This is a genomic window from Methylobacterium fujisawaense, assembly GCF_014138435.1.
Lineage (GTDB): Bacteria > Pseudomonadota > Alphaproteobacteria > Rhizobiales > Beijerinckiaceae > Methylobacterium > Methylobacterium fujisawaense.
In genome coordinates, this window is sequence record NZ_JACJIM010000003.1 from 356,464 (window position 1) to 373,640 (window position 17,177).

General features: G+C 68.6%; 21 protein-coding genes and 1 tRNA gene. 16 read left to right on the forward strand and 6 right to left on the reverse strand.

Annotation, left to right across the window (positions count from 1 at the left end; genetic code table 11):
- Positions 1-80 precede the first annotated feature (80 nt).
- The 3 genes from GGQ91_RS10760 (at position 81) to GGQ91_RS10770 (ending at position 2,561) form a co-directional block, all read left to right on the forward strand.
- The gene (locus GGQ91_RS10760; protein WP_043351944.1) at positions 81-737 is read left to right on the forward strand and encodes an alpha/beta hydrolase; all 657 of its coding nucleotides are present in this window, start codon (positions 81-83) and stop codon (positions 735-737) included.
- Between the two features lie 85 nt (positions 738-822).
- Positions 823-1,209, forward strand: a complete 387-nt coding sequence (locus GGQ91_RS10765) for a response regulator (protein WP_043351947.1) — start codon at positions 823-825, stop codon at positions 1,207-1,209.
- A 59-nt stretch (positions 1,210-1,268) separates the two neighbouring features.
- On the forward strand, positions 1,269-2,561 hold the full coding sequence (locus GGQ91_RS10770) for an O-acetylhomoserine aminocarboxypropyltransferase/cysteine synthase family protein (RefSeq protein ID WP_043383831.1): 1,293 nt from the start codon (positions 1,269-1,271) through the stop codon (positions 2,559-2,561).
- Positions 2,562-2,795: 234 nt separating this feature from the next.
- On the opposite strand, the gene GGQ91_RS10775 is transcribed toward GGQ91_RS10770, so the two are convergent.
- Together GGQ91_RS10775 and GGQ91_RS10780 are read right to left on the reverse strand one after the other, a co-directional pair.
- Positions 2,796-3,965 (reverse strand): acetyl-CoA acetyltransferase, encoded by a 1,170-nt coding sequence (locus GGQ91_RS10775; protein ID WP_053609953.1) that lies wholly within the window; start codon positions 3,963-3,965, stop codon positions 2,796-2,798.
- 202 nt (positions 3,966-4,167) lie between these two features.
- Complete coding sequence (locus tag GGQ91_RS10780) at positions 4,168-4,737, reverse strand: NUDIX domain-containing protein (RefSeq protein ID WP_182591936.1); 570 nt, start codon at positions 4,735-4,737, stop codon at positions 4,168-4,170.
- A 215-nt stretch (positions 4,738-4,952) separates the two neighbouring features.
- Here GGQ91_RS10780 and GGQ91_RS10785 point away from each other — a divergent pair, with 215 nt between their 5' ends.
- From GGQ91_RS10785 to GGQ91_RS10840, 12 genes are all read left to right on the forward strand, one after another.
- Positions 4,953-5,357, forward strand: coding sequence for a hypothetical protein (locus GGQ91_RS10785; protein ID WP_246410646.1), 405 nt, complete (start codon positions 4,953-4,955; stop codon positions 5,355-5,357).
- The gene (locus GGQ91_RS10790) at positions 5,354-5,605 is read left to right on the forward strand and encodes a monovalent cation/H+ antiporter complex subunit F (protein WP_043351953.1); all 252 of its coding nucleotides are present in this window, start codon (positions 5,354-5,356) and stop codon (positions 5,603-5,605) included. Before GGQ91_RS10785 ends, GGQ91_RS10790 begins: the two co-directional genes overlap by 4 nt.
- Positions 5,602-5,886, forward strand: coding sequence for a monovalent cation/H(+) antiporter subunit G (locus GGQ91_RS10795; protein WP_182591937.1), 285 nt, complete (start codon positions 5,602-5,604; stop codon positions 5,884-5,886). Before GGQ91_RS10790 ends, GGQ91_RS10795 begins: the two co-directional genes overlap by 4 nt.
- The gene (locus tag GGQ91_RS10800) at positions 5,883-6,134 is read left to right on the forward strand and encodes a Na(+)/H(+) antiporter subunit B (RefSeq protein WP_043383840.1); all 252 of its coding nucleotides are present in this window, start codon (positions 5,883-5,885) and stop codon (positions 6,132-6,134) included. The genes GGQ91_RS10795 and GGQ91_RS10800 overlap by 4 nt, the downstream gene beginning before the upstream one ends.
- The gene (locus GGQ91_RS10805; RefSeq protein ID WP_182591938.1) at positions 6,131-6,907 is read left to right on the forward strand and encodes an MnhB domain-containing protein; all 777 of its coding nucleotides are present in this window, start codon (positions 6,131-6,133) and stop codon (positions 6,905-6,907) included. The genes GGQ91_RS10800 and GGQ91_RS10805 overlap by 4 nt, the downstream gene beginning before the upstream one ends.
- Positions 6,904-7,311, forward strand: a complete 408-nt coding sequence (locus GGQ91_RS10810) for a sodium:proton antiporter (protein WP_053609957.1) — start codon at positions 6,904-6,906, stop codon at positions 7,309-7,311. Before GGQ91_RS10805 ends, GGQ91_RS10810 begins: the two co-directional genes overlap by 4 nt.
- On the forward strand, positions 7,308-9,062 hold the full coding sequence (locus GGQ91_RS10815; RefSeq protein ID WP_053609958.1) for a proton-conducting transporter transmembrane domain-containing protein: 1,755 nt from the start codon (positions 7,308-7,310) through the stop codon (positions 9,060-9,062). Before GGQ91_RS10810 ends, GGQ91_RS10815 begins: the two co-directional genes overlap by 4 nt.
- Positions 9,063-9,122: 60 nt before the next feature.
- Positions 9,123-9,884 carry a hypothetical protein gene (locus GGQ91_RS10820; RefSeq protein WP_182591939.1) on the forward strand — a complete coding sequence of 254 codons (762 nt, stop codon included), beginning with the start codon at positions 9,123-9,125 and terminating at the stop codon, positions 9,882-9,884.
- A 427-nt stretch (positions 9,885-10,311) separates the two neighbouring features.
- Positions 10,312-10,590, forward strand: a complete 279-nt coding sequence (locus GGQ91_RS10825) for a DUF6894 family protein (RefSeq protein WP_043351966.1) — start codon at positions 10,312-10,314, stop codon at positions 10,588-10,590.
- A gap of 309 nt (positions 10,591-10,899) precedes the next feature.
- On the forward strand, positions 10,900-11,430 hold the full coding sequence (locus tag GGQ91_RS10830) for a hypothetical protein (RefSeq protein WP_182591940.1): 531 nt from the start codon (positions 10,900-10,902) through the stop codon (positions 11,428-11,430).
- A 54-nt stretch (positions 11,431-11,484) separates the two neighbouring features.
- Complete coding sequence (locus GGQ91_RS10835; RefSeq protein WP_043351972.1) at positions 11,485-11,856, forward strand: hypothetical protein; 372 nt, start codon at positions 11,485-11,487, stop codon at positions 11,854-11,856.
- A gap of 140 nt (positions 11,857-11,996) precedes the next feature.
- Positions 11,997-12,194, forward strand: coding sequence for a hypothetical protein (locus GGQ91_RS10840; RefSeq protein ID WP_043351974.1), 198 nt, complete (start codon positions 11,997-11,999; stop codon positions 12,192-12,194).
- An 8-nt stretch (positions 12,195-12,202) separates the two neighbouring features.
- Here the strand turns inward: GGQ91_RS10840 and GGQ91_RS10845 are convergent, their stop codons facing one another.
- On the reverse strand, positions 12,203-12,619 hold the full coding sequence (locus GGQ91_RS10845) for an ABC transporter ATP-binding protein (protein WP_182591941.1): 417 nt from the start codon (positions 12,617-12,619) through the stop codon (positions 12,203-12,205).
- 346 nt (positions 12,620-12,965) lie between these two features.
- Here GGQ91_RS10845 and GGQ91_RS10850 point away from each other — a divergent pair, with 346 nt between their 5' ends.
- Positions 12,966-13,436, forward strand: a complete 471-nt coding sequence (locus GGQ91_RS10850) for a hypothetical protein (RefSeq protein ID WP_182591942.1) — start codon at positions 12,966-12,968, stop codon at positions 13,434-13,436.
- Positions 13,437-13,549: 113 nt separating this feature from the next.
- Here GGQ91_RS10850 and GGQ91_RS10855 read toward each other — a convergent pair whose 3' ends face one another.
- The 3 genes from GGQ91_RS10855 to aroB form a co-directional block, all read right to left on the reverse strand.
- Positions 13,550-15,028, reverse strand: coding sequence for a methyl-accepting chemotaxis protein (locus GGQ91_RS10855; protein ID WP_179698259.1), 1,479 nt, complete (start codon positions 15,026-15,028; stop codon positions 13,550-13,552).
- 808 nt (positions 15,029-15,836) lie between these two features.
- Positions 15,837-15,912: transfer RNA gene (locus tag GGQ91_RS10860), tRNA-Thr, on the reverse strand.
- Positions 15,913-16,022: 110 nt separating this feature from the next.
- Positions 16,023-17,168, reverse strand: a complete 1,146-nt coding sequence (aroB, locus tag GGQ91_RS10865) for a 3-dehydroquinate synthase (protein WP_043755786.1) — start codon at positions 17,166-17,168, stop codon at positions 16,023-16,025.
- Between the last annotated feature and the right edge of the window lie 9 nt (positions 17,169-17,177).

Genomic DNA, 17,177 nt, shown 5'->3' on the forward strand with positions numbered 1-17,177 from the left:
GGGGCGCGCGCGACGAGTCAAGGCTGCCGCGTCGCCGTGCCGATCGCCCGGCGGGCGATCTCGAGAGTGAGAGACGAGCGATGCCCGAAGTCATCTTCACCGGCCCGGCCGGCCGCCTGGAAGGCCGTTATCAAGCCCCCAAGAAGCGCGGTGCGCCGATCGCCATTATCCTGCACCCGCACCCCCAGTTCGGGGGTACGATGAACAATCAAATTGTGTACAACCTTTTTTACACCTTCGCCAATCGCGGTTTCGCAGCCCTGCGTTTCAATTTCCGCGGGGTCGGCCGCAGCCAGGGTTCCTTCGATCACGGCTCGGGCGAATTGTCGGATGCCGCCGCCGCCCTCGACTGGGTGCAGTCGGTCAACCCCGAGGCGAAGTCCTGCTGGATCGCCGGCGTGTCGTTCGGCTCGTGGATCGGCATGCAGCTCCTGATGCGCCGCCCCGAGATCGAGGGCTTCATCTCCATCGCCGCGATGGCGAACCGCTACGACTTCACCTTCCTGGCCCCCTGCCCCTCCTCCGGCCTGTTCGTGCACGGCTCCGAGGACCGGGTGGCGCCCGCCCGCGAGGTCATGCCGGTGATCGAGAAGGTGAAGACCCAGAAGGGCGTCATCATCGAGCACCAGATGGTCGATGGCGCGAACCACTTCTTCGACGGCAAGGTCGAGGAACTGACACAGACGGTGGACACCTATCTCGACAAGCGCCTGGGCAAGCGCGAGGAGGCGGCCTGACCGAACCGGTCCCGCGCCTTGACGGGGGGAGCCCCGGAGGAATAGGGCGCGGACTTCGGAATTGAGACTCACCTTCGCAGGTCTGATGTCAGATAGCCCGTCCGATCAACCCGTGGTGCTCCTGGTGGAGGATGACGGCCTCCTGCTGATGGAGGCCTCTGACACCCTTGCGGATGCGGGCTTCACCGTCGTCGAGGCGACGCACGCCGACAAGGCGCTGAAGGTCCTGGAGAACCGTGACGATGTCGGCGTCCTGATGACCGACGTCGACATGCCGCAGGGCTCGATGGACGGTTTCGCCCTCGCCCGCCTCGTGGCGTATCGCTGGCCGTCGATCCCCGTTCTTGTGGTGTCGGGCATGGGTACGCCCGGTCCCAACGACATGCCGGAGGGCGCCCGGTTCATTCCGAAGCCCTACGAGCCGACCACCCTGGTCCGAACCCTGCAGGCCTTCCTCCGCCGCGCGGCGTGACGCACGGATCCGCTCGGGCTGACGCCCCGGTCCGGGCATCGAACACCCGACCGAGAGCCATGACGGATCAGAACCGACCGCACCGTTTCGCGACCCGGGCCATCCATGCCGGCGCGGCGCCGGACCCCGCCACGGGCGCGCGGGTCCAGCCGATCTACTTCACCAACGGCTTCGTGTTCGACTCGACCGAGCAGGCGGCGGACATCTTCGCCGGCCGGCGGACAGGCTTCTCGTATTCCCGCGGCTCGAACCCCACCGTCGCCGCGCTGGAACGTCGCATCGCCGATCTCGAGGGCGCGAAGGCCGGCGTGGCGGTGTCTTCAGGACAGTCCGCCATGCAGCTGGTCCTGATGACGCTGATGAAGAGCGGCGACGCCTATGTCGCCTCGCCACGCCTGTTCGGCGGGTCACTCGGTCTGATGCGCCGCCTCGATGGGCGCTACGACCTGAAGCCCCGCTTCGCACGCGGCATGGCCCCGGAGGATTTCGAGGCGGCCATCACCCCGGACTGCCGGGCCATCTTCTGCGAATCGATCGTGAATCCCTGCGCGTCGGTGGTGGACCTCGATGGGATCGCCGCGGTGGCGCGGCGCCACAATCTCCCGCTCGTCGTGGACAATACCCTGGCCTCGCCGGCCCTGATCCGACCGATCGAGCACGGCGCCGACATCGTCTGGCACTCGACCTCGAAGTTCCTGAGCGGCTCCGGCCAGACCATCGGCGGCGTGATCTGCGACGCCGGCCGCTTCGACTGGGAAAAGGCCGGCGGCTACAACCTGATCACCGAGCCCTGGCCGGACTATGACGGCCTCGTCCTGACCAAGGCCTTCCCCGAAACCCCGTTCGCGGCCGCCTGCCGGTTCTTCGGCCTGCGCGACCTCGGGCCCGGCCTGTCGCCGATGAACGCGTTCCTGACGCTCATGGGCATCGAGACCCTGCCGTTGCGCATGGAGCGGCACTGCGCCAATGCGCGGGCGGTCGCGGCCTTCCTCAAGGACCATCCGGCGGTGGATTGGGTGAGCTATCCGATGCTGCCGGGACAGCCCGGGGAGGACCTCGCCCGGCGCTACACGCCGAACGGGCCGGGCTCGATCTTTACCTTCGCCCTGAAGGGCGGCGAGCCGGCGGCCCTGACGTTCATCGCCGCCCTGGAGCTGATCTCGCACCTCGTGAACATCGGCGAGATCAAGTCGCTGGCGATCCACCCGTCCTCGACCACCCACCGGCAGTTGCCGGAACACGAGAAGGCCGCCGCGCAGGTCGGGCCCGAAACCGTTCGCCTCTCCATCGGATTGGAGGACGAGGCCGACCTGATCGCCGATCTCACGCAGGCCTTGGACCGGCTCGGCTGAGCGAGACGCTCGCGTCCGAGGGGCGTGCGGCCCCTCTCCTCATCCGCCGCGACCGCAGCGAACCACGGCAATGTGCGCTGGCCGTCATCGCCCTGCTGGATTGCCGCGCCCCGGTCGCGCGAAGAACGCGACCGCGAGACCTCGCGAAGGACCTGACCTCTCGCGTTCGATCCTCGTCCGGTCCAGAGAGGCAGCCCGCCCCTCTGGATCGTCGCCGGGCCGCCGAGCCTCCGCTCAGCGCCGCCGTTCCAGGATCGACACGTAGTTGGCGACCGCCGCGCCGCCCATGTTGAAGATCCCGGCGAGTTCCGCACCGGGCACCTGCATCTCGCCGGCCTCGCCCATGAGCTGGAGGCAGGCCATCACGTGCATCGACACGCCGGTGGCGCCGACCGGATGGCCCTTGGCCTTCAGGCCGCCGGACGGGTTGATCGGCAGCCGCCCGCCCTTCTCGGCCAAGCCCTCGCGCACCACGCGGTAGCCCTCGCCGGGGGCTGCGAGGCCCATCGCCTCGTACTCGATCAGCTCGGCGATGGTGAAGCAATCGTGGGTCTCCACGAAGGAGAGGTCCTCGTTGGCGATCCCGGCCTGCGCGCGGGCCTTCTCCCAGGCCATCCGCGCGCCCTTGAACTCCGCCGGGTCGCGGCGGGACAGCGGCAGGATGTCGTTGACGTGGGCCCGGGCGCGGAAGCCGATCGCCCGCTCCAGACCCTCCGCCGTCTCGGCATCCGCCACCACCAGGGCCGCCGCGCCGTCCGAGATCAGCGAGCAGTCGGTGCGCCGCAGGGGTGCGGCCACGTAGGGGTTCTTCTCCGAGACCCGGTTGCAGAAGTCGAAGCCGAGATCCTTGCGCAGCTGCGCGTAGGGATTGCCGACGCCGTTGCGGTGGTTCTTGGCGGCGATCCGGGCCAGCTCCTCGCTGCGGTCGCCGTAGCGCTGGAAATAGCCCGCCGCGATCCGCCCGAACACGCCGGCGAAGCCGCCCTCGATGTCGGCCTCCTCCTTCCGGTAGGAGGCGCCCAGGAGGATGTCGCCGGTCTCGGCGACGGTCTTGGCCGTCATCTTCTCGGCGCCGATCACAAGGGCCACGCGGCCGCGGCCGCTGTCGACGAAGTCGAGGGCCGCGTAGAGGGCCGCCGACCCGGTGGCGCAGGCGTTCTCCAGATGGGTCGCCGGGGCGTGGGCGAGGCCGGGCCGATTCACCGCCACCAGCGCGCCCTCGAAGCCCTGCTTCGAGAAGCCGGTGTTCATCGAGCCCACATAGATGCCGTCGACCTGGGATTCCTCGACGCCGGCATGGGCCAGCGCCTCGCCCGAGACCCGGGCGATCAGCCCTTCGACATCCGGCTCCTCCAGCTTGCCGAAGGGTGTGTGGGCCCAGCCCACGATGCAGGCGCGCGTCATCCGGTGACCTCCCGAGTCTTGCGCGGACGATGGGCCCGCCGTGGCCGGCGATCAAGACGTGCCGACGGCTCTTCGGAGCTTACTGCCCGCCTGAGTGTCCTTCACGCAGGTCGTTTTCAGCGCAGGTGGAACGCGATCCACGCGACCCCGGCCAGCACCAGCGCGGTCAGCAGACCCTGGGCGAATGCGCGCTGGCGGTTCCTCACCGGTGGAACAGCTCCGGATGGCGTGCCCGGAGCGCGAGGATCAGGGTGAGCGTTTTCAGGTCGGTGATCTCGGCGCGGTCGGCCCGGGCGGCGAGCTCGGCCAGCGGGATCTCGACGACCCGGATGTTCTCGTGCTCGCCCTCGGCCCCGCCGCCCGCCTCGGCCCGATCCGCCAAGCCGTAGATCGCGAGGTACAGGTGGATCTTCTCGGTGGTGAGGCTCGCGCAGGAATAGGCGGCGCCGACGAATTCCAGGGCGTGCAGGCGCAGGCCCACCTCCTCCATCGCCTCCCGGCGGGCATTCTCCTCCGGGCTGCCGTCATCGATCAGGCCGGCCGGGGCTTCCAGCTGGACCTGCTCGCCGGCCGCGAATAGCGGCGGGACCCGCAACTCGCGCACGAGCGTCGCGACCCGCCGCTCCGGGTCGTAGGGCAGGATCCCCACCGAGTTGCCGTGATCTTCGATTTCCCGCTCGACCACGGCGCCGTCGGCGAGGCGCACCTGCGCGATGCCGAACCGGCTCCAGCCCTCGTGGAGGAAGCGGATGTTCAGGATCTCGGCCTTCATGCGCACTCCCAGCTCTGATCGCCCTACACGGAAGCGTGTCTTCGGGTTCCGGGAACGCGGGCGCCCGCCGTGACGTTCGGTCGGGCATGCGCATGGCCACGCTTCCGCGGGGCGCGCTCCGGTCAGGATCGATGCGGGCAGGACCGATCAGCGGACTCAGAAGGCGCTCGGGGCGTGATGGCCTCGCGATCTGGGTCGCCCTAGCACTGACATACATGGTCTTTGCCGGCTCGGTGAGCGTGAACGAGGGACTCGCCGCCCTCGTCTGCGCCAGCCTCGGGACGCTGTGGTGGTGGGGCGTCGGCCGGCGCGGCGGCGTGCGGTTCCGCTTCGACCGGGGGACGCTGCGGCCGATCTGGCGGGCCCTGCGCGGCCTGCCCCGCGAGACCGTTCAGGTGGGCGGCCAACTGGTCAGGGCCCTGCGCGGCGGCGCCGGCGGCGGGACGACCCGCGAGCGGAGCGCCTCCGACTTCGCCTGGGCGACGCCCGACGGTGCGACGGCGCCGGCCGCGCGGGCCGTCGGACTGCTCGCCGCCTCGCTCGCCCCCGACAGCTACGTCCTCACCCTCGACCGCGATCACGGAACGGTGGTGACGCACGGCCTGGAGGAGGCGCGATGACGGTCTGGACGGCCGCCATCCTGGCGCTGCTGCCGCCGCTCGCCGTTGCGGCGGCTTTGGCGTGGCGGGGCCGGCCCGGCCAGCGCTTCGCCGCCTACCAGCTCGCCGGCAGCGTCACGGTCCTGATCCTGACGCTCATGGCCTTCGCCACGGACCAAGCTTCGATCACCGACCTCGCCCTCACCCTGGTTCTGCTCAACCTGCCCGGCACGATGCTGCTCGCCGTCTTCCTGGAGCGCTGGATATGAGCGTCGTCATCGGTGTCCTGCTGGCCCTCGCGGTGGCGGTGACGTGGCTCGCCGCGCTCGCCCTGTGGCGCCTGCCGCGGGCCCTCGACCGGCTGCACGCGCTGGCCTTCCTCAACGTCGCGGCCTCAGTCCTCGTCACCATGGCGGCGTTCCTCGCCGACGGCGTCTCCGGGCGCTCGCTCAAGATCCTGGTGATGATGGTGGTGTTCCTCGCCTGGGCGGCGGTGCTGTCGCACGTCTCCGGCCGGGCCGTGCTGATGCGCGAGGGGCGCTCGGCATGACGGCGATCCTGCCGCTGCTGTTCCTGTTCGCCGCGATCTCGGGCACTGCCGTGGTCCTCGTGCGCGATCCCGCCCGGCAGGTCTTCGCCATCGCGGTCAACGGGCTCGTCCTGGCGATCCTGTTCGACGCCCTTCAGGCGCCCGACGTCGCCCTGTCCGAACTGGCGGTGGGCACGGCGGCCGTCCCGCTCCTCTTCCTCGTGGCGCTCATGGCGGTGAAGACCCAGCCGCCCGAGGAGGATTCGTGAGCCCGAACGCCCGGATCGTCCTTCTGGCCCTCGCGGGCCTCGTCCTGCTCCCCGGCGCGGCGGCGGTGATCGCCGGCTTGCCGGCCTTCGGATCGACGATCGCGCAGTATGGCGAACGCATCAACGCGGTCGCCCCCGAGGCGCGGCACGTCGCCAACATGGTCAGCGCCATCAACTTCGACCTGCGCGGCCTCGACACCCTCGGCGAGGAGTTCATGCTGCTCGCGGCGATCACCGGCACGGTGGTGCTGCTGCGCGGGCGGCGCGGCGAGGGCAACACCGAGCGCGCCATGCGCCGGCCCGGCCGCGCCGTGATCCCGCGCTCGGAGGCCGTCGTGCTCGCCTGCCGGATAGCCGGCCCGCTCACCGCGCTGTTCGGCCTCTACGTCGTGCTGCACGCGACCGTGACGCCGGGCGGCGGCTTCCAGGGCGGCGTCATCCTCGCCTCCGGGACCCTGCTGATCTATCTCGGTGAGGGCTATGCCGGCTGGCGCGACGCCATCCGCAGCCACTGGCTCGACGCCCTGGAGGGCGGGGGGGCGCTGCTCTTCGCCCTGTGCGGGCTGGCGCCGATGCTCACCGGCGCCGCCTTCATGCAGAACATCCTGCCGCTCGGCACCTTCCGCGACCTGTTCTCGGGCGGCCTGATGCTCGTCGAGAACCTCGGCGTCGCCCTGGCGGTGACGGGCGGCTTCACGCAGCTCTTCCTGGAATTCATGGAGGAGACCCGCGAGGCGCGCGAGCCCGAGGAACCGGGGGAGGAATCCGCGTGAGTGTTCTCCCCTACGCGGTTGCCGCCTGGCTGTTCGGGATCGGTCTCTACGGCATCGCCACGAGCCGCAACTTCATCCACCTCGTGGGCTGCCTCGGCGTCTGCCAATCGGCGACCTACGTGCTCCTGCTCGGCCTCGGCTATCGCTGGGGCAGCATCGCGCCGATCTTCTACGACCACCCGCCGGGAACGCCCGCCGTCGACCCGGTGATGCAGGCGCTGGTGCTCACCGACATCGTGGTCGGCGCAACGCTCACCGCGCTTCTCCTCGTCCTGACGATCCAGGCCTACAAGCGCGGCGGCAGCCTGGACCCGGAGAAGCTCCGGCCGATGCGCGCGGTCGGCCAGTCCGGGCGCGATCGGGGATCGAACCGGGTGGGCGATGGGGAGCGGAAAGCCTCGTGACCGCTTTTCCCGCCGCCCTCCTCCCGCTACCGGTCGCCATCCCGCTCGTGATCTGCGCGGCGATGCTGGCGACCGCCCATTTCCTGCCAGGCCGCCTCCCCGACATCCTGGCGACGCTGGCGGCCTTGAGCGTCGCGGTGCTCTGCGGCGCCATCGCCGTGCATGCCGCCGACGGGCCCCTGGTCTACTGGTTCGGTGGCTGGGAGCCGCGCGACGGCGTCCATCTCGGCATCGGCTTCTCGGTGGACGAGGCCAGCGGCTGGGTCGCGGCCTTCATCGGCCTCCTCTACGCCCTGACCTTCGTGTTCGCCTGGGGCTTCTTCGATCGCACCCACGGCCACTTCCATATCCTGATGCTGCTGTTTCTGGCCGCCATGGTCGGGTTCTGCTTCACCCGCGATATGTTCAACCTGTTCGTGTGGTTCGAGGTGATGAGCGTCGCGGCCTTCGCGCTGACGGCCTACCACTTGGCGGAATCGTCGCTGGCGGGTGCCATCAACTTCACCGTGGTCAACAGCCTCGCGGGCTTCCTGATGCTCGGGGGCATCGGGCTGATCTACGCCCAGACCGGCACGCTCGATTTCGAGGGCATCGCGGCCGCCGTGGCGCAAGGCGGCCGGGATCCGGTGGTGGCTGGAGCCTTCTGCCTCGTGGCGTCCGCCCTGATGATCAAGGGCGCGATCGTGCCGTTCCAGTTCTGGCTCGCCGACGCCCACGCGGTGGCGCCGAGCCCGGTCTCGGTGATCTTCTCGGGGGCGATGGTCTCGCTCGGGCTGTTCGGCCTCGCGAAGGTGAGCGCCGTCGTGTTCGGCGGCTCCGATCAGGTTCGGCACGCCCTGCCGGCGCTCCTCATCGGCCTGGGCAGCTTCACCGCCCTGTTGGGCGGCTGGATGGCCCTGCTGCAGCGCCATCTGAAGCGGATGCTCGCCTTCTCGACGATCTCGCATGCCGGGATCATGCTCACCGGCCTCGGGGCCCTCTCGGTGAACGGGACCGGCGGGATGCTGGTCTACGTGGTGGGCCACGGGCTGGTGAAGGGGGCCCTGTTCATGATCGCCGGCATCCTGCTCGCGACCCAGGCCAGCATCGACGAGATCGCCCTGCGGGGGCTCGGACGGGGGATCTGGCCCGCCGGGATCGCCATGGGTCTGGCCGGGCTGCTGCTCTGCGGCCTCCCGCTCGGCGTGCTCGATCAGGGCACGCGCCTGGTCCAGGGCGCGCTGGCGCAGCAGGGGCACGGGATCGCGCTGGCGGCCGGCGCCATCGGCGCGGCCCTGACGGGGGCGGCGGTGCTCCGGGCGGCAGGACGCATCTTCCTGGGCCTGGGGCCCGATCCCGGCGACGAGGCCGGGGCACCGAGCGAGGACGAGCGCGAGAAGGCCAATCGGCCGCTCTGGCTGATGCTGGCGCCCTGCTGCGTTCTGCTCGCCCTCGACGTCGGTGTGCCGGCGGGCCTGATCGAGCACGCCCTTCCGCGGGCGGCGTCGGCCTTCCTGCACCGGCCGGCGGTGGAGACCCTCGCGGAGGGACCGGGCTGGTTGCCATGGATTTCCGTGGTCGCCGCGCTGGCGGGTGCCGGCTACGGGCTGTTCCGGAGACGCCTGCCGGCGCTGGTGGTCCGGCCGGTGAGCGCGACGCAATCGGCGCCGACCCGTGCGCTGGAGGTGCTGCACAGCGGCCTGATCGGCGACTATGTGGCGTGGCTCGGGGTCGGCGTGGCGGTGGTCGCGGGCGTGCTGGCCTTGGCGTGACCATGCGCAACCGGACGCGGACGAACCTGATCGGCCGCGCCCATCAGGGGTAGGTCGTCCGTGTCGAACCAAGCCAGCGGTTCCCGTTTTCGACACGCGCTGCTGCTCGGCCTCAGCCTCGTTCTCGTCGCCGGCGGCGTCGGAATGATCGTCACGGGGGCGGACGGTGGCGTCGCGACGACAGCGTTCTTCGGGGTCTGTGCGGCGGTCTCCGTCTGGCACATGCGGCCCGGGTTGCTGGAATCGGAGACCCGCTCGGCGGAGACCGTGCTCGCGCATTATCCCGGTCCGGTGGTTCTACGGGCCTCGGTGAAGAAGATCCTGTTCCTCGCCGCCCTCTCGGCCGTCTTCGGTGGGGTCATGGTCTGGATGCTGATGCACGAGGCGCCGTCGGTGACGATGCGGGTGCTGCTCTGGCCGGGTGTCGTGCTGTTCCTGGGCGGACTGCCGGTCCTGATCCTCGTGGCGATCCGGGGTTCGTCGCTGCATCTCGACGGCACGGGCTTAACGATCGTGCAGGCCGGCCGGTCGCGGCGCATGTCCTGGCACGACGTCAGCGGCTTCGCAGCGGTGACCGTGAAGGGCACGATGCAGCGGATGGTCGTGTTCGACGATGCGCGCGTCGGAGAGGGCCGCCTCGTCGCCCTGAACCGCCAGCTCACCGGGCGTGGAGCCGGGCTGCCGGACAGCTACGGTTTGGACCCCGACGCCCTCGCCGCTCTGCTCACGGCTTGGCGCCGTCGGGCGGTTCAGGACGAACCGATCGGACCGTCAGGTGTCTCCGCCGGAGACCGTCCGAGGGCATCGGAGCCAGCGCCGTGATCGACGCGCTGTGCGCCTCACCGGATCCATCATCGGCGGCGTCCGGACGGGCGGCGCGCGCCCGGGGCCGGTATCGCCGCGCCGATCCCGAGCATCGCCGAGATCGAGCAGGCCCTCACGGCAGCGCTCCAGCCGCGGAACGCGATCAACATCGCGCCGAGGCGCAGGGCAACGACCGCTTCGCGCCGCGGATCCGGCTTTTCATGTCCCAGGGCGCGGATCCCGAAAGGGCCGCCCGGTCCGCCGGTGCGGGCTGATTCGTCAGCGATGATGCCGTGTGGCCATCATAGATCGGCGGTGTTCGACGATCCAAATCAAACCCGACCACGGACAACCGTGTAAAGGTGCGCCTATCGCTGGCAGACTGATTCGGGCGTCAGTGGCCGAGAGTAGAGCGTGCTCCCGCCCCTTTACTGTGGAGCGCCCCATGCCACGGTACTTCTTCGACATCAGCAACCGAAGCTTCCATCGCGACGAGGAAGGCAGCGACTGCGCTAATTTTGAGGCGGCCCGCGCTCTCGCGATGCGAAGCCTGCCCGAGATCGCGCGGTTCGCGATCCCGGGCGACGGGGATAACCAAGCCTTCGTTATCCTGGTCCGCGATGACGCTGGAACCGTGGTCTACACGGCGACGCTCACCTTCGCGGGAGTCCGGCTCAACGACGCCGCGAGCTCGCTCGGCCCTTGGCCTTCCCCGGCGTCCTGATCTGTCCCACGGCGGCATCGAAGTCGGTCTGATCCTCGCCGGCGCCAGCGTCACGCGCGGCTTCGACGCACCGGCGGCGCTGTATCTCGGGTGTCAGCCTCTTGGCCTTGAGCCGCGCTGCGTATCGGCTCGGCTCATCGCTGGTGAGATCGGACGCTCCCCCGCCCCGTGAGCAGATCGGGGCGGGGCCGAGCGGATGCGATGGCTCACGAATTTACAGCACACCGATGACAGGTTGGCTTTGAGAGCCTGAGTATGCCTTCGTCGAGCGCCGTCCTATGCTGAGCTATGACCACGCATGGGGACCCTATGGAAGAGTATGATCTGACGTTGAGCGCTTCTGATCAAGAAGAAGCGGACATCCGCACCATTCACCTGCTCCGTGGTGCCATCATTACGGCATACTCCCAGGTCGAATTTTTGCTGGCGGATCTATATTTTAGGGCAAGAAATCTGCAGGAATACAACCATCTTCCGAACAAACTTCCATATAAGCTTGAGACGAAGCTCAAGAGGTTGAAATCAATTGCAGATTTGCCCGGACCGATCGAACAATTTCGACAAGAACTTCACGCTGCAGTCGATGGCATTCTGCAGTTCGAAAAGATTCGCCACTTCATGGCTCATGGCATGCTAATCGATAGAAAGGAAGAAACCGGAAAGCATCAGATTTCGTTCAGGGGATACGTCGAAATAAATGGCGAGCCCGTGATGGAGATATTGAATGGAGATTTGAGAGATCTAAATAATAGCTTAAATATTATCGAGACATACACGATGAAATTTGTGCTTCTGGCGCATAAGATCATAGAGCACTGCAAGCTCCCCCAGGTTGGTTAGCGTAAGCCCAAAATCTTTGCGGTTCAGCAACCATTCGGCTCTACCCCGGCCGTCATGTCCGACCTCCCGCCCGCCGTCGCGTCCTGGCGCGACCAGATCGAGCGCCTGTCCGAGCACGCCTCGCCGTGCCGGTATCTCCTGCCGGCGAAGTGGGCGGCGATGCGGGCGAGCGCGCTGGCCTTCCTCGACCAGTTCGGCGCCGAGGCGCATCGGCTCGGCTGGACCGCGCCGCAACTGTTCGGGGTCCATCCGGAGCACGGATTCCTGCGCGTGGAATATGCCGGCGCCCTGATGGTCAACGACAGCCGGGTCACCGGCGTCGAGCCCGACCGGGTCGTGTTCGACCGCTTCTCCGGCTACCGGACCAAGCCGGGTCAGACCTGGGGACCGCCGGTCTGGGAGTTCGCGGCCAAGGGGCGCGGCTGATCCCGCCTGTGATCTGCGAGGATGTCGGGGGCAACCGCGTGGTTAGCCGACGCAGGTTGTTGCGCCGGCCAAGCCATTAACGCGTCAGGCCTTTTCGCGGCGCATGGTGCGGGCATGTCCCATTGCGCCACGAGCCTGCCATGCACTTCGAGATCCGCGCCACCGGCCGCCACCTCTGGACCTGGGTGTTGCTCGACGCGACGCAGATGACGGTCCTGGAATCGGACCGCACCTTTCCGTCCGAGACCCAGGCCTCGGCGGCCGCGCTGGCCTTCGCGAAGCTCGTGAACCGGGCTGGCCAGACGCTGACCGCGGGATCGTCAGGCGGCCTGATCTAGACGCGGACTCACTTCCGGCGCGGGCGGAGCGGCCCGTAGAACCCGCTCCATTCCAGGCCCAGGGCCTGCGCTCGCGCGGCCAACACGCCGGGCACCGACATCAGGCTCATCTCCGGCGACGCCAGGATGGCCGGGTCGTGCAGGAGAAGCCCGACCTGTCGTCCCCGCCACCAGAACAGCCCGAACAGCAGGGCGAGCGTCAGAAGCAGGCCCCAGGTCACGAGGCCTTGCCCGAAGATGGAGAGGCCATAGGGTGGTGCGAGGGCCGTACTGAGCCACGACAGGCCGATGCCGACGATCGGCAACAGGATGAGGAAGCCCAGCAGTTCCAGGGGCAGCCGCCGGACTACGCGGAGGGCGGCGTTCAGGTCCTCGACCGACACGGCGTCGAGGGAGAGCCGTTCATCGCTCGCAGCCTGCCTCATGGAGCCTCCTGGCTTGGATGCTGCCCTCGACCGTGGGGCGGCATCGTTCTCGGACGCACTGGCCTGTGAGAGTCCCCGAGCCCCCAGTTGCCGGACCGCCGGTCGGCGGCATGCTCGGCCACGTGCTGCTTCTTCGTGGCGGTCCGCAGGCCGAGACAGGCGATGGCCTGGGCGCGGGCCGATATCATCCAAGCGCGGTTCTCTCATAAGCCGATGCCCAGACAGCCGAAATCGGCCGCCATTCACATTCGTCCACCGGTTGCGAAGATCAGAGGCGCGGGCGCCTTGAAGCTTCCCCTCGCCTCAGGCTTGTTCTGCGTTCGTTCGCAAGCGGAGGAGCACCAGAATGGGGCGCCTGGGCAACGTCCAGCCTGGTCGAGTCTACGTCGACTGCGCGCCCTGCAAGCGCTCGGGACGCTACACCGTGGCCAGCCTGATCGATCGCTACGGCGCCGACGTCCCGACGGTGGATCTGCTCCGCCACCTGACGGCGTCGTGCCGCTACCAGCGCCGGCCCGGGGCGACGCCCGCGCGGAAATACGAGCGCCTCTGCCTCGCCGCGATCACGCTGCCGCCGCCGGCGAAGCAGATCCCGCCGGTGCCGCCTGGGGTGCCCTACACGATCGAGGTCTGGCGCGACGCCGGCGGCAACGTCGCGCTGCACCTCGCCACCATCTACCCGCTGTCGATGGCGCTCGCCGCGTTCGAGGCTGCCTGCCGCGAATGGCCGACCCATGAGGTCACGCTGCGGGACCGGGCCCGGATCGTGCGGAAGCGTGAGGTGCCGCCACGGGGCGACAGCGCCTCACCGTCTTGAGCCTCCCGGTCCCGCGGTCGAACCGACTCGCGCGCTCCGCGACGGACGGCCTTACGGCGGCCCGCGCTGGAGCGGACGACCGCAGAGGCAGAAGCGGCAGCGATGGGCGGCGTCTAAGACACCATGGCCCGTGACGCCTCGCGCACCAGCCGCGTTGAGGAGTCGACCTCCTGGGTCGAGGCGGCGATCACGCTCACATTGCGGCTGATCTCCCCTACGGCCTGGGTCATGGCCTGCATGTTGATGGACATCTCCTGGGCGACCGCAGCCTGCTGCTCGACGGCCGTCGAGATGGCCGAGGAGATCTCGTTGACCTCTCCGATCGTCTGCCCGATGCCCGCGATGGCGGTGGCTGCCTGATTCGCAGCGTCCTGCGTCTGCGCGATCTGGCTGCTGATGCTCTCGGTCGCCTTCGCGGTCTGTGCCGCCAGGGATTTCACCTCGGTGGCCACCACGGCGAAACCCTTGCCGGCCTCGCCGGCCCGGGCGGCCTCGATCGTCGCGTTCAGCGCCAGCAGGTTCGTCTGCCCGGCGATCGTGTTGATCATTTCGACCACCTCGCCGATGCGCTGGGCGGCGGAGGCGAGGCCGGCGACCACTGTCGAGGTGGCGACCGCCTGCTCGACGGCCCGCCCCGTGACCTGCAGCGCGCGGTTCACCTGCGCGCTGATCTCGCCGACCGAGGCGGCAAGCTCCTCGGACCCGGCGGCGACACTCTGGGTGTTGCCTGAGGCCTGGGCGGCCGCGCTTGCCGCGCTCACCGCCTGCTGCGACGCATGAGAGATCGAGCCGCTGATGACGTCGAGGTCGCGGTCGACGCCCCGGTGGATTTCGGCCCGCCGCAGCCGCTCGGCCACGGCCTCGGTGATGTCGGTGGCGAACTTCACCACTTTCACGAGGCGGCCCGCGGCGTCGCGGACCGGGTTGTAGGTGGCCTGGATCCAGGCCTCGCGGCCGCCTTTGCCGATGCGCTTGTACTCCGCCTGCTGATACTCGCCGCTCCGGAGCCGGTCCCAGAAGGCCCGGTAGGCCGCGGTATCGCGGTCTGCCGCATCGACGAACATCGCATGGTGCTTGCCCTTCACCTCGTCGAGGCTGTAGCCGACCACCGCGAGGAAGTTCTCATTGGCGGTGATGATCGTCCCGTCGAGGTTGAATTCGATGATCCCTTGCGAGCGGTCGAGGGCATTCAGCTTGCTCTCGAAATCGGCGTTGCGCAATTTCTGCGCTGTGATGTCCGTGGCACATTTGAAGACGCCGTAGGGTTTGCCGTTGCGCCCGATGAGTGGGGTATAGCTCCCCTGAATCCAGACTTCGCGGCCGCCCTTGCCGATGCGCTTGTACTCAGATGTCTGATGTACACCGCTGCGCAGAGCGTCCCAGAACGCCTTGTAGGCTGCGCTCTCGCGCTCGACCGGGTCGACGAAGATGGAGTGATGCCGCCCCTTGATGTCGTCCAGTCGGTAGCCGAGGATCGACAGGAAGTTGGCGTTGGCGGTGACGACCTTTCCGTCGAGATCGAATTCGATCAGTGCGTGGGAGCTGTCGAGCGCATTCAATTTCGCGTGATGGCTGGGGCGGAGAGACAGCATCTTAACCTGCTTTTAATACCGGCGTTTCTATGCCAATTCTTTCATAAACTAATAAAATATCAGTAAACTTTCTTTAAGTGTAGATTTTTTGAGAAAGATCGGGCGCCGCATTTTCTACTTTAAGTTGATTCGTCTCATATTTTCGTAGTGCTGCCGGCCTGCCATCTGCTGCTGGTCATGTATTTCCCGATCGCTCGCGGTGGATAGAGATAAATTTCGATAACTATCCCCGGGAATTCGACGAGATCACCGCGGTCTGCAGTGGCCAGATCCAGTCATTGAGAAGCGCTGGCCCAGGACACGACGATGCCGGCCGGTCGCGAGAGTGCGACTACGCGGCCGCCGGTCGCGCTGTGGCGCGAGGTGTCCATTCAACTGCCGCCCGCGGAGCGTTGATATCCTTCCGCGTGTCACCGAGGCGGGTCGAAAGCGGCCTTGCCTGATGCGGTCGCGGGGCTCGCATCATCAAGAGGCGGGAGCGGCCCTCGCGAAGCGCCACGGGATCGCGGTCCGCTGCTTCTGGCTGATGGCCGGGCTGTTGGCCACCAGGCACGCCGGCCTCTCGGCGATCAGCGCCTCGGTCGCCCAGGTGTGCGTACGGAGGGGCTCGACGAGATCGGCGCCCAGCCTTCGCGAGCGGATACGATTCGGTAGCGAGCTCGGCCGGCACCGCATCGACGGCGGTGTCGATGTCCTGGCCGCTGACAACGGCGGCCTAGCGCAGCTCGGAGATGGTCGAGTTGTTCGCCATGCTGCCTGCCATGTCCGTCGGGCCGGTCATTCGGTCAGCAAGCGCAGGGCTAAGTGGTGGTGCCGCAAGAGGGATTCGAACCCCCGACCCCCTCATTACGAATGAGGTGCTCTACCAGCTGAGCTATTGCGGCCCTGGTCCCGAGGAACCGTGACCGACGCACGCAGTGTGCGGCGCCGGACGTGGCAGGCTCATAGCGGCACGGCCTGCGTTAGGCAAGGCCACCGCCGACTATCGAGCACTTCAGAGGTCTCGATGCGACGCCAGTTCGTCTTCCAGGAAGGCCGCCACCGCCGCCCGGTCAATGCCCGGGGCGATGAAGCTCTGGCCGATCCCGCGGGCCAGGATAAAGGTCAGCGCGCCGTCGCGGACTTTCTTGTCCTGCGTCATCGCGTCGAGAATCGACTCGACGGTGCCGCATCCGCCCGGGACCGCCTGCAGACGGGTCGGCAGCCCGGCGAGGGCGAGATGGTTGGCGACGCGGCCGGCATCCTGCCCGCCGCAGAGCCCGAGCCGGGCCGAGAAGCGGAAGGCGAGCGCCATCCCGATCGCCACGCCCTCGCCATGCACCAGCCGGGCGGAATCGTAGCCCGTCAGGCGCTCCAGGGCGTGGCCGAAGGTGTGGCCGAGATTGAGCAGCGCCCGCTCCCCGTCCTCCCGCTCGTCCCGGGTGACCACCGCGGCCTTGGCCCGGCAGCAGGAGGCGACCGCCTGCTCGCGCTCCGGGCCGCCGGAGAAGATCCCGCGCCAGTTCGCCTCGCACCAGTCGAAGAAGCCCGGATCGGCGATCAGCCCGTACTTGGCGACCTCGGCATAGCCGGCGCGCATCTCGCGCTCGGAGAGGGTGTCGAGGGCGGCCGTATCGGCCAGGACGAGACGCGGCTGGTGGAAGGCGCCGATCAGGTTCTTGCCCAGCGGCGCATTGATGCCGGTCTTGCCGCCCACCGAGGAATCGACCTGGGCAAGGAGGCTCGTCGGCACCTGCACGAAGCGCACGCCCCGCCGCAGGGTGGCGGCCGCGAAGCCGGCGAGGTCACCGACCACGCCGCCGCCCAGGGCCACGACAAGGTCGCCGCGCTCGACCTTGAGGGCGAGCAGACCGTCGCAGACTTCCGCAAAGCCCGCATAGGACTTCGACGCTTCGCCCGGTGCCACCGTCACCACGCCCGCCTGAAGGCCGGCGCGCTCCAGGCTGGTGCGAAGCCGCGCGGCATAGAGGGCGCCGACGGTGGCGTCCGTCACGATGGCGGCGCGGCGTCCCCCGAGCGCGGCCACGGCGGCGCCGGCCGTGTCGATCAGCCCGCGGCCGATCAGGATGTCGTAGGCGCGGCCGGCGTCGAGGGGCACGTGGACGGTCAGGAGGTCCTGACGGGGCGTCGGCTCGGTCATGGGGCGGTT